This window comes from Acidobacteriota bacterium, assembly GCA_009691245.1.
Classification (GTDB): Bacteria; Acidobacteriota; Terriglobia; order 2-12-FULL-54-10; family 2-12-FULL-54-10; genus SHUM01.
Window position 1 is genome coordinate 1 of the sequence record SHUM01000080.1, and the last position, 11,784, is coordinate 11,784.

The window sequence follows — 11,784 nt, forward strand, 5'->3', positions numbered from 1 at the left end:
CCACGCGTTGCGAACAACTCCTGGTGATTGCCATGTTCCAGGATGCTGCCTTTTTCGATCACCAGAATCTGATCGGCGCGGCGAATGGTGGACAGTCGATGGGCGATGACGAACGTTGTCCGCCCGCGCATCAGGTATGCCAGGCCTTCCTGAATGAGCGACTCCGATTCCGAATCGAGGCTGGAGGTGGCCTCGTCCAGGATCAGGATGCGGGGATCGGCGAGTATCGCGCGCGCGATGGAGATGCGTTGGCGCTGTCCGCCGCTGAGTTTCACACCGCGCTCGCCAATCACCGTATCGTACTGGTCGGCAAAACGCTCCGCGAATTCGCTGACGTGCGCGATGTTGCAGGCGAGGAGTATCTGTTCCTGGGTGGCATAGGGACGCGAGAAAGCCACATTGTCACGAATTGTCCCATCAAACAGGAAGGATTCCTGCAACACCACTCCCAGGTGCGGGCGATACGAGTTCAAGCGAACATTCGACAGGTCTACGCCATCTACCAGGATACGGCCCTCTTCCGGCACATGAAACGCCGCAATCAATCCGATGATGGTGGATTTGCCTGACCCGGACGATCCCACCAACGCGGTAACACTGCCCGGCTCCGCGCGAAAGGAAACTTCATGCAGAACGGGTGTGCCCTGATCATACGAAAAGCTGATATGATCAAAAACAATTTCTCCGCGAATCCCCGACAGCGCGATCGTGCGTTTTGGGTCGGTGTCCTCGGGAGATTCCCGCAAGACTTCGCGGGTGCGGTCGAGGCCCGCCACTGCTTCAGTTAATTGCGTGCCGATGCCAACTACTTGTATGAGTGGGGCAACCAGGAATCCCAGAAACATGGTGTAAGTGAAGAAGCCGCCCAGCGTGAGTGAGCCGCTCAACACCTGGCTGGCCCCGATGTACATGACGATGGAACCGACTACGCCGATCAGCGCCGCTGATGAAGATGTGAGCACGGACATGGCGGTCAGCGAGCGTAGAACATTATCCAGCAACCGCTGAACGCCAGCGGCAAAGACGGAATGTTCGCGCTGCTCAGCGTGATATCCCTTGACCACGCGCACTCCGCCAATCGACTCAGTGAGACGGCCAGCGACTTCCGCGTTGATCTTGGACCGCTCGCGGAAGATGGGCCGAATCGTGCGGAACGCTTTGCGCAGGACCAGACCGAAGATGAGCAAAAAAGAAAAGGCAATCCCAGTCATCAATGGGCTGATGCGCACCAAGACCACCAGTGCGATGGCAGCGGTTAGCAAGCCACCCACGAATTGCACTAAGCCAGTCCCAATCAGATTGCGCACGCCTTCCACATCGTTCATGATGCGCGACACCAGCGCTCCCGATTTGTTCGAGTCGTAGTAGGCCACGGGAAGCCTTCCGACGTGCTCCTGGACTTTTCGCCGTAACTCCGCGATCAGCTTTTGGGCCGCGATGGAGAGCGTTTGAGTGAGTGCAAATGAGGTGCCGGCCTGGATCAACGTTGCCGTCATCACCGCGCCGACGAGCCAGGGTAGCAGGTCGGTTTGTCGCTGGCCGATCACGTCGTCAATCAAATATTTTAGGGAGGCGGGAAGCACCAGGCCGGAGACGCTATTGATTCCGGTTAACACCATACCAATAGCCAGCAGGCCGCGCCGAGGGCGCAGCAACTCCCAAACTTCCGGCAGCGTGGCCAGTGTCTCTTTAACGCTCTTCTTGGGCTTTTTCGAATGAGGGTCCATGTCTTCTATTAAAGCATTTTTGCCGATGGAGTAGCGAAACAGAGCCGCGACTAGAAGGCAGCGGTTGCTCAAAGAACAAGCCAGACTGCGCTGAACCGCTCCCTTCCGGTCGCGGCTCTGTCAGCTCCGTATAGCAGAATGCCAGCCGATCCGGAAGCGGTCCGGCGCGGCGGGCAAAGGATGGAGCTCAGTTTGCTTTGTTTTGCGAACTTACACGCGGGCGGCCTTGAGGGCCTCCAGCACGCGCTTGTCGCGTAGTGGCGCACGTCTAATACGAACGCCAGTCGCGTCGAATACCGCATTGGCGACCGCCGCACCCGTCGGTTTACAGGCAGCCTCGCCGGCGCCATAGGGAGCCAAGTCAGGTCGGTTCGGGTTGGGATCTCCGTTGACCAGCACGACGTCGATCCGGGCCGGTGTGTCGCTATGCCGCAGAGTGGGATGCGTTACCCAATCCACGCTGGTAACTTTCTCCGTGTCAAACTGCACTTCCTCGTGCAGCACTCGGCTCAGACCATAGAGCAGGTTGCCCTCGATGACGCGTCGCAAACCTTCCGGGTTGATGACCAGACCGCAGTCGTGCGCGCAGACCAGCCGCTTTACCCAGACGTGTCCCGTTTCGCGGTTCACCTCGACATCGGCGATCTCCGCGACGACAGTCGAACCGCGGAAGCAATACGAGAAGCCGCGTCCGGCAAGAATCTTTCCCGTGCCAACGGGTCTCGGTGCGGAACGCGGTTCCCACCCGTAAGCCGCTGCCGCCGCCTTGACCACGGCGATCGAGCGTGCGCGGGTGAACTCCTCGTCATCCTCGGCGCTGGCCATGAGGTGGCGCAGACGGAACTCCAGCGGATCGGCTTTCGCCGCCGCCGCCAGTTCATCAAAGAACGATTCGGCGGCGAAGGTGATCTGCGGACCATTGGGGTCGCGCAAATTTCCAATGCGTAGCGGCGATTCCCAGACCAGAGGCATGCTCACCACTTCACTGGTGCGTCGACGGTTCGGGATGGCGTACATCTCCGAAGGATTGGCCGCGCCGCCCGGCGGTGTCTGCTTGGGCCGGCGGCCCATGAGTTGCGCGATCAATACCGTATCAGGCTCGTTGTAGCCGATGTGAGCATAGTCCATCGTGCGGGCTTTATACTCCAGCGCCACCACGTTGCCTTGGGCATCCAGACCTCCACGGAAATTGAAGGTGAACGCCGGACCCTTGGCGTCCCATCCGGTCTCCTCATGCCGCATCCACTGCATGCGCACGGGCCGGCCGATCTCCTTGGCCAGATACGCGGCCTCGAATCCTGCGTCATCAGCGGCGGTGCGGCCATAAAGCTGCGGACCCTCCTGCCAAATCACGCGCACCCGATCGCGCGGCATTCCCAGGAAATCGGCGACGCCGATGCGCAGGCCGTAGGCCTTCATGTCATTCGACCAAATGGTCATCTGCCCGTCCGACGGGTCAGCCATTGCGTGCGCCGGTCCGAGCGCGGTGTGCCCCTGGAACGGGAAATCGTAGGCCGCTTCCACCACCTTGGCCGCGCTTTTCAGCGCAGCTTCGAGGTCGCCCTCCACTGCCTGCCCCTGGCCTTCGCGGGATTGCACGACGGAAGTCGGCTTGGCGGCGCGCATGTAGGTGAAAAGATTTTCCGATGTGGGGAAGGACGCCGTCGCGGGCTTTTCCCAATTGACCTTGAGTTGCCGCGAGGCCTTGATCGCCTGCTCCTCGCGCTCGCAGATCACCGCGACGTAGTTGCCCTTGCTGACCACTTTGATGAATCCGGGGATGCCGCTTACTGACGACTCATCGATGCTGATCAGCTTGGCGCCTGCAAACGCCGGTCGCACGTTGCGCGCATGAACCATGCCGGGCGCCTTGGCGTCGACAGCCCACTTGAGCGACCCGTCCACCTTGCCGGGAATTTCATAGCGCTGCGGCGACGTGCCGACGATCTTGTGTTCCTGCACCGACTTCAGTTTGGCCACGCCGGTGGTGGCGTTGATGTTGTTGCCCGTCAGGGTCATGTTGAACCGTTTGCCGCCGACCAGTTCTCCATAGCTGACTGTTTTCGCGGGATCAGTTTTGACCCTAATCACTCCCTCGCTGACCGCGAGTTGAGCGACGGGCGTCCCGAACTTCGCCGCTGCCAACTCCAGCAGGACGCGCCGAGCCTCGGCCGCCACGCGTCGCATGGGCCAGCCATCGGTCTCGATGGCATCCGAACCGCCCGATCCACCCTGATCGACAGTCTTATCAGTGATGCCCATGATGAGGTTGGTTTTGTTAAATGCGATGTCGAGTTCTTCGGACATGATCTGACGGAAAGCCGTGCCGGTTCCCTGGCCACCGTCTGTCTTGCCGACATAGAAAGTTGCGGTGCTGTCTTCATGAATCACGATCCAGGAATCGAGTTGCTTGAAGTCAGGATCGCGATAGGGACCGGCAGCCTGCGCCACCGCGGCCGCGCCTGTTTGTCCGGCAGCCTCGGGGCTGAGCAGTCCGGCGGCGGAGATCGCGCCCGCGCTCAGGCTGACCACGAACATGCCCGAGCCTTTCAGGAAATCACGGCGCGAGGTGCCCGCGTCCAACTTCTCCATGGCGTCTTGTACTTGCTGTGGAATTTTTGTGAACTGGCTCATGCGCTCACCTCCTTGCCCGCAACTTCAACGCCAGCCGAAATAACTTTCGCGGCCCGCTTGATAGCGGCTTGAATCCGGAAGTACGTCATGCAGCGACACAGAGTTTTGTCCATCCCTTCGCGTATCTGCGCATCGGTTGGATTGGGGTTCTTGTCGAGCAGCGCCTTGGCGGTCATGATCTGCCCGTTCTGGCAGAAGCCGCACTGCGGAACCTGCTCTTCGATCCAGGCCTGCTGCACGGGGTGCAGCTTGTTGTTTTGCGCGAGTCCTTCCAGCGTGGTGATCTCCGCTTTCACGCTGGAGACAGGCGTAACACACGACCGCACGGCCACGCCATTGATGATCACCGTGCACGCTCCGCACTGCCCCAGTCCGCAGCCAAAATGCGGACCCTGCAGGCCGAGATCATTGCGTAGGATATATAGCAGCGGAGTCGCCGGGTCGATATCGACGGTGTGCGACTTGCCGTTCACCTTCAATATTACGTTGCTCATTCTCCATCTCCTTGCGATCCGGATTAACGGGCCAATGTGCCACGATTTTACCAGAGAGCCGTAAACTTAATACAAGTAATCTTTTGGCCCGGCGCGCCGCGTATGCTTTTCGAGTACAAAGTTTCGAGTAGTAAAGTTGCATGGACCGCCACGGTCCATTAAACTAACTGAATACGAAATGTGAAAAGAGTAAAGGCCATCCTAGCTCAATTGGCAGAGCGCCGCATTCGTAATGCGGAGGTTCGGGGTTCGATTCCCCGGGATGGCTCCAGTTTTCACCGCCATGCTGCCTCTTCACACTTGCCGTTCGTCATCCCGAGGAGCATAGCGACGTGGGACCTGCTTTTCGCCATACACTACGTTGAGGGAGCCACGATGATCGCCTATTCCTTACGCTTCCTGTGGGTCTCATCGCGTGGCTACCGCCTGCGCCCCTGGCGCAGCCCCCTTTTGCGCTGGCGCATCGAAACCTACACCGGCATTCCCGCCGAGTCCATCACCTTCGCAATCTTCTTCCGTGAAATGTGGAACGCGCGCCGCGAACTGTGGCAGTTCCTGCGCTGGGGCGCCGCCATGCGCCGCTTGGAGCGCCAGACGCAATCACGCGCGTAATACCCTGTTCGCAATCCCGCCAAGCGTGCCTGAGGCTTTAAGTGTGTCCGCGTGGTCGAGTTAGCAACCTAGCTGTTTCGAGATCGCCTGCGTGGTGCAGTCACACGGCGACTGTTATTAGGTGCGGTGTTGGTGGATGGAGATGGAGCAGAAGCTTGCGAGAAGCGCTCGACGATCTGCGCGGCGATTTCGCGCGAGCGCGCAGTGGCGGCCTCGACCGCGCTGATAAGCGTCGAGCGCAGGCCGTGCCTCTCCAGTTCGTGCAGGCCCGCGATGGTGGTGCCGCCGGGCGTTACCACTTCATCGCGCAACGCTGCGGGGTGGCGCTTGGAATCACGCACCATCTTGGCCGCGCCCAGCACGGTCTGCTCGGCCAGCTTGCGCGCGACGTCGTGCGGCAGGCCGGCCTTCTTGCCGCCGTCGATCAGCGCTTCGATCACCAGATAGATGTACGCCGGACCGCTGCCCGACAGGCCCGTTACCGCGTCGAGGTGCGCTTCGTCCACGCTGACCACTGCGCCGAGCGTGCCGAAAATCTTCTCGACCAGTTTGCGCTGCGTCGCCGTGGTGGCGCGATTCCCCGCCACGGCTGTCGCGCCTTCCTCCACCACCACGGGGATGTTGGGCATGGCGCGAAACACCGGTACGTTCTTGCCGATTATCGACTCGATAAATGAGATGGGCACGCCAGCCGCGACTGAGAGAATTATCTGACCGCGCCGCAACGCGCCGCGCAGCTCCTGCAACACCGCAGGCATGATGTGCGGCTTGACGGCGAGGATAATCAGATTGCGATCGGCCAGAACTTTCGCCGTGGCTGCAGGCTGGACCTTCACCTTCCACTGCGCTGCGACGCGGCGGCGGCAATCGTCGCTGGCGTCGATGGCAACGATGTTCTTAGGCAGCGCAATGCGGCTCTTCACAATGCCGCCGAGCAGCGCGCCGCCAATGTTGCCCGCTCCAATCACACCGATTTTCAGTGCCATGATGTCTCTCCGCTAATTGGGCCGCTATCTATGCTTAGAATGCTCCGCCGGCGATGGATGGGATCAGCAGAACTTCGTCGCCCTCCTGGAACTGATACTTGTCGCCGCCCAGGAAGCGGATGTCTTCATCGTTCACATAGATGTTAACGAAGCGATTCAGATTGCCCTTCTCGTCAAGCAGCGACGCCTTCACGCCGGGGTAGAGCGACTCTAGTTTCGCCAGCAGCTCCGGCAGATTGGCGACCGCCAAATCCAGATTGTCGCTCCCCGTCGCGCCGCGCGTGATTGCCGTGGGTACTCGTACCTTGATGCCCATGTTGAATGTTCCTTCCTTCTTGCCGATGCGAGGCAGTGCGCTCGCCAATCTTATCAATAGGCCTATGGATATTGCCGTTAGCTTGCTGACACCGGCACGCCCGCCTGCACTGCGTTGAGCACCTGCTCTTCAAATTCCTCAAGGCGTGGTCGAATAGTGAGGCCGAGGTCGAGCTGATTATGCAACGCATCGAGCGTCTTTAACCCGTTGCCGGTGACGCACAGGACCGTCTCGGCGTCCGGGTTCATTCTGCCTGTGGCCAGCAGCTTCTGCGCCACCGCCACGGTAACCCCCGCCGCGGTTTCGCCGAGGATGCCTTCCGTCTCGGCCAACAGTTTCATGCCTGCGACCACTTCCGGGTCGGATACATCTTCACCCGCGCCGCCGCTGGCCATGATCGCGCCAGTCGCGTAGTAACCATCCGCCGGATTGCCGATGGCCAGCGAGCGCGCGATGGTCGATGGCCGCTGCGGCTCGATCTCGCGATGCCCCGCCTTCGTCGCAGTGGTGATCGGCGAGCAGCCCGTGGCTTGCGCGCCATAGAGAATGTACGGCTTGCCTTCGACCAATCCAATCTCGGTGAGCTCATCAAAGGCCTTGCCCACGCGGGTGATGAGCGATCCGCCCGCCATGGGAACAACTACCTGATCGGGCAGACGCCAGCCGAGCTGTTCAGCAACTTCGTATGCGAGTGTCTTCGAACCCTCCGCGTAGAACGCGCGCAGGTTCACGTTGACGAAGCCCCAGCCATGCTCGCCGGCGATCTGCGAACACAGGCGATTGACCTGATCGTAGTTGCCGCGAATCTTCACCACCTTCGCGCCATACACGGCGGAGCCCATGATCTTGGCCTCTTCGAGATCCTCGGGGATGAACACGTAGGCTTGCAAGCCGGCTGCGGCGGAGTGCGCGGCGACCGCGTTGGCGAGGTTTCCCGTTGACGCGCAGGCGATGATCTTGAAGCCGAACTCGATGGCCTTGTTGAGCGCCACCGCCACTACGCGATCCTTGAACGACAGCGTCGGCGGATTCACCGCGTCATTCTTGATCCACAGCTTGCGACAGCCCAGCACTTTCGCCAGGCGCGGCGCATTCACCAGCGGCGTGTAGCCGACGTTCAGGCTGACTGTGGGATCATTGGAAAGGGGAAGCAGTTCGCGGTAGCGCCACATGTTGGGCGGGCGGCTGGAGATCTTCTCGCGCGTCAGGTCGCGCTTCCATCCGGCCACGTCGTACATGATCTCCAGCGGCGCGATGCAGTCGCAGACCACGCGTGGAGCGATGGGATAATCCTTGCCGCACTCGCGGCACTTGAGACCGGTAACGTAGGACAAACGAACCTCCCTGACTCTTTCGGCCTAAACCCAACTGCCCTAAAATAGGGCAGTGACCATTTATTGCTAAAGGGGGCCAAAAAACAAAAACCTCTTCCAAATGGAAGAGGTGTCAGGAAAGCTAACGCCTCCCCATTCTCATCTCCCCTCGGCGTATTGCCGAGGCAGGATTTGGCACAGGAACGATCTTCTGTCCTGTTGTCGTGGCTTCGTCGGGCCTGTCCCTCTGCCACTCTGGATAAGATTCGGGGAACGAATCGAATCAAAAATCTAGCTTACCACGACCCGCGCAATTCTGTCAAGGGGCGACCGGCTGGAAGAAGGTTTGGGTCCAAACGGGGCATCCAAATTATCCAAATTGACCAGAAAGCCCAAAGTACACACTTTCACGGTTCTTGCGGAATCGTCGGTTCTGTCGGTCGACCGACGCTTTTGATTTTCTGGATTATTTGGAAAATTTCGCGCCGTCATCGGTGAGTCAATGTTCCCGTTTTATTCGCTTTATATTCTTATTATATTTGTATTTTTGCGCTTCGGTGGTTCTCCGAAGCAGGAGTCGCGCCCCAGCACTCTTCAACAAATTCCAAATTTTCCTACTTTGCGGAATTATCCAAATTATCCCGTTGCGTTTCTCGCCCGTGATGGTGTTGCGTGACAGTGCCGCGCGCGTCAGCAAGCGGGCAAATGGAAAACCACGTCCTGGACGCCGATGCTTTTCCGACCGCCCGAGCATAATGCAAATTTGTGTCCCACCGCGCTTTGCAAAACCAAGAGCAAAAGCAATACCCGGCGTCTGGGACATTGCGTTCCATCGGCCCGCTTGCTGACGCGCGCGGCACTGTCACGCGTGGCATGGGGGATGGCTTGGGTACCGTTGCCACCAGAACATTTCCGCTGGCTTATCTGATTACTTTTTCCTGTTATGGCAAACGGCTGCATGGCGAGGGCGCCGAAACCGTTGATCGCCGGACGAATGCTTATGGCACGCCGTTTGTTCCACCGAGTGCGGTCATGGTGGAAATTGAAGAACAACAAATGACGAACTCGGAGTTCGCGCTGAATGCGGATCAGCGGGAAATTGTCCTGCGGGCAATTCAGGAAGTTTGCGCTTATCGCGCGTGGCGGTTGTGGGCGGTGCATGTCCGGTCCGATCACGTTCATGTGGTAGTCAGCGCGAGCATCGGTCCGTAGCGCGTGTTGAATGATTTTAAGGCCTATGCCAGCCTGGCGCTGAATGCAACGGGAATGGAACCGCATGGTCGTAGGCGATGGACCCACCACGGCAGCACACAATACTTATGGATCCCACAGCAGGTTTCTGGGGCCATTGACTATGTGTTGAATCAACAGGGCGAGCCCATGGCCGTCTGGCCGGTGACAGAGCCGCGACCGTGAGGGAGCGGGGGTTGGTTTTGAGGCGTTGATGCGGGATAGTGCTGCAATATCTTTAGTTCCGCTTCCGCCCTAAAACCAACCACCGCTCCCTCACGGTCGCGGCTCTGTCACGCACGCGCGGCGCTATTGCTGCTGGATGGGGAAGCCGGGGATGGGGGGAGAGATCGGGGCGGGGCGCGGCTGGCTTCCGGGCTGACCGAAGGGTTGGCTGAATGGCTGCTGGAAGGGTTGCTGCTGTCCCCCGAAGGGCTGCTGTGGCTGATTGCCGGGGGGCTGTTGTTGCGGCTGGCCAAATGGCTGACCGAACGGTTGTCCGAAGGGCTGCGGCTGGGCGAACGGCTGGGGGTTTGCGAAGGGTTGCGGCTGCCCGGCGGGAGTCGGCTGGCCTGGCTGTCCTGGCTGTCCGGGAACGCCCGGTTGCTGCTGCACCGGAGGCGGGGGTTCAGGGACATCGGGCAGGCCGGTTAATTCGCGTCCAAAGAAGAGGGCGCGCGAGGCAATCAACTCCGCCGGGTCGGGTCGCATGATGATGGGGCGAATCGCCAGCACGAACTCACTGTCCTGCTGCTGGCGGCGGCGCGTGCCGAATAGCGAACCGATGATGGGTATCCGCGACAGCAACGGATAGCCGGAGACCGTCTTCACATCGGAGTGCTGGAACAGTCCGCCGAGCAGATAGGCCTCGCCGTCGCGCAGACGGACTTGCGAGATGGTTTGGCGATTCGAGATGGTGGGAATGCCGATGGTGTTCAGGCTGGCGATGGACTTGGTGGCCAGATCGAACTGCAAAGTAATCTCGCCGCCCGCGTGGAAATAGGCGGTGGCGGTGAGGTTGGTTCCGATGTCCTGATACTGGACGTCGGGAAACAGGCCGGTGTTGGCGTCAGCGGCCAGACTGGGATCTGCATAGGTGGCGTTCAGCACCGGATAGCGCACGCCGGAGAGCAACGTGACTTTTTGTCCCTTCGCAGCGCGCATGCGCATCACCTGCCGTGAGCGCACCAGCGATGAATTGCTGTTCAGCACCAGTTGCAATCCCGGCAGGGTCAGCCCGTAGAGCGTCTGCAAAGTTCCGAACGCGCCGATGCTCGGCAAGCGTGCGGCCGCCGCCGAGAGTGGAGCCGAAGGCAATCCCGCCAGGCCTACTCCACTCAGCGCGCTGACCGCCGGTAGCACCGCGCCCGCCGCGGCCTGCGCGGGCAGGAATACCAAGTCAAAGGGCCGCGCCACGGTGAGGCCGATCTCGCGCGCGCGGTCGCGGTTCAGTTCCCACAGGTGAACCTCCAGCAGCACCTCGCCGGGAGGATTCTGAAAGGCTTCGATGAATTTGCTGGCCAGCTTCACTTGACGGGCGCGGCCGCGGATGGCGATGGTGCGCGCGCGATTGTCGGGGATGACGCGCCGCAGGTCCACCATGTTGCGCAGCGCGGTGATGATCTCGCTCATCTGTTCAGGCGTGACGGCGGGGTTCAGCGCGAAGTAGGCGAGTACGTTGCGCTCCAGGTCGGCGTGCTTCTCGGCGGTGTCGGGAGCGATCAGTCCCACGCGCTCTGCAATGGGCACGACGAAGGACCTAGTGAGGGCGCCGGCGGCGGCCAGCGCTTCATCAAGCGTGGCTTCGTGCATATGAAATGGCGCGACGATGCGCGTCTCGGTGAGGCTGCCATCGTAGCTGAGCGTAATCTGGAAGGCGCGGGAGATGGCGTCGTAGATGCCGCGAATGCTGGGCGTCTCCACATCGATGCTGGCGCGCTCGACGGGGCTTCTTAATTCCACCAGTTGCGCGGTGGAATAGGCTGCTCCCGCGCTATCGGTTCTGGTGGTCGTTCCGGCGGAAGTTTCCAGGGCGGGGAATATCTGCGCGGACGCGACAGTGGCAGTGGCGAATTCCAGCGCCAGCCATCCGGCCATCAGGACCGCTAGCTTAAACCTATCGCGCATTTTAGCCCAGTCGCCCATATCACTGATTGTAGGCCGCGCCGTGAGGCTACGCAACGATTGCGCCAGGTGTTTGTGCGGGGAGAATTAACTAAGGCAATGGGGTGGAGCAGAGCCGCGACCGTAAGGGAACCGGGGGTGGCTCTCCGTAATGAAATCCCCTCTGCTCCCTTGCGGCTCTGTTGACGACAATCTTAATTTGACCTGCCCGGCGATTTCGATACCAGCCGAAGTGAGAGAGAATCTCATGAGGGAGGTATTTGAATATGCCGATGCAGAGGTACAAACCAGAGCAGATCGTAACGGTGTTGCGGCAGGTTGAAGTGGCGGTGGCCAGCGGGAAGACAA

Annotated in this window: 9 protein-coding genes, 1 tRNA gene and 1 riboswitch; of the genes, 3 read left to right on the plus strand and 7 right to left on the minus strand. The window is 60.2% G+C overall.

Going from position 1 to position 11,784, the window contains the following annotated elements; translation table 11 throughout:
- From EXQ56_13945 to EXQ56_13955, 3 genes are all read right to left on the minus strand, one after another.
- Positions 1–1,727 (minus strand): ABC transporter ATP-binding protein (locus EXQ56_13945; GenBank protein MSO21527.1); only part of this gene is annotated, 1,727 nt, incomplete at its 3' end.
- A gap of 210 nt (positions 1,728–1,937) precedes the next feature.
- Positions 1,938–4,361, minus strand: a complete 2,424-nt coding sequence (locus EXQ56_13950; protein MSO21528.1) for a xanthine dehydrogenase family protein molybdopterin-binding subunit — start codon at positions 4,359–4,361, stop codon at positions 1,938–1,940.
- Positions 4,358–4,855 (minus strand): (2Fe-2S)-binding protein, encoded by a 498-nt coding sequence (locus EXQ56_13955; protein MSO21529.1) that lies wholly within the window; start codon positions 4,853–4,855, stop codon positions 4,358–4,360. Before EXQ56_13955 ends, EXQ56_13950 begins: the two co-directional genes overlap by 4 nt.
- Before the next feature lie 195 nt (positions 4,856–5,050).
- Between EXQ56_13955 and EXQ56_13960 the strand changes: the two genes are divergently transcribed.
- Both EXQ56_13960 and EXQ56_13965 read left to right on the plus strand, forming a co-directional pair.
- A tRNA-Thr gene (locus EXQ56_13960) sits at positions 5,051–5,126 on the plus strand.
- Positions 5,127–5,230: 104 nt separating this feature from the next.
- Complete coding sequence (locus EXQ56_13965) at positions 5,231–5,467, plus strand: hypothetical protein (protein ID MSO21530.1); 237 nt, start codon at positions 5,231–5,233, stop codon at positions 5,465–5,467.
- Positions 5,468–5,535: 68 nt separating this feature from the next.
- Here EXQ56_13965 and proC read toward each other — a convergent pair whose 3' ends face one another.
- The 3 genes from proC to EXQ56_13980 all read right to left on the minus strand — a co-directional run bounded on the left by proC (position 5,536) and on the right by EXQ56_13980 (position 8,103).
- Entirely contained in the window at positions 5,536–6,453 is a 918-nt protein-coding gene (gene proC, locus EXQ56_13970; GenBank protein MSO21531.1) for a pyrroline-5-carboxylate reductase, read from the minus strand.
- Between the two features lie 34 nt (positions 6,454–6,487).
- Complete coding sequence (locus tag EXQ56_13975; GenBank protein ID MSO21532.1) at positions 6,488–6,769, minus strand: MoaD/ThiS family protein; 282 nt, start codon at positions 6,767–6,769, stop codon at positions 6,488–6,490.
- A 77-nt stretch (positions 6,770–6,846) separates the two neighbouring features.
- Positions 6,847–8,103 (minus strand): threonine synthase, encoded by a 1,257-nt coding sequence (locus EXQ56_13980; protein ID MSO21533.1) that lies wholly within the window; start codon positions 8,101–8,103, stop codon positions 6,847–6,849.
- 135 nt (positions 8,104–8,238) lie between these two features.
- Positions 8,239–8,348: riboswitch (SAM riboswitch) on the minus strand.
- Between the two features lie 556 nt (positions 8,349–8,904).
- Here EXQ56_13980 and EXQ56_13985 point away from each other — a divergent pair.
- Positions 8,905–9,294 (plus strand): hypothetical protein, encoded by a 390-nt coding sequence (locus EXQ56_13985; protein MSO21534.1) that lies wholly within the window; start codon positions 8,905–8,907, stop codon positions 9,292–9,294.
- Positions 9,295–9,621: 327 nt separating this feature from the next.
- Here EXQ56_13985 and EXQ56_13990 read toward each other — a convergent pair whose 3' ends face one another.
- Positions 9,622–11,457: a type II and III secretion system protein gene (locus EXQ56_13990; protein ID MSO21535.1), complete on the minus strand. Its 1,836-nt coding sequence runs from the start codon at positions 11,455–11,457 to the stop codon at positions 9,622–9,624.
- Positions 11,458–11,784: the final 327 nt, after the last annotated feature.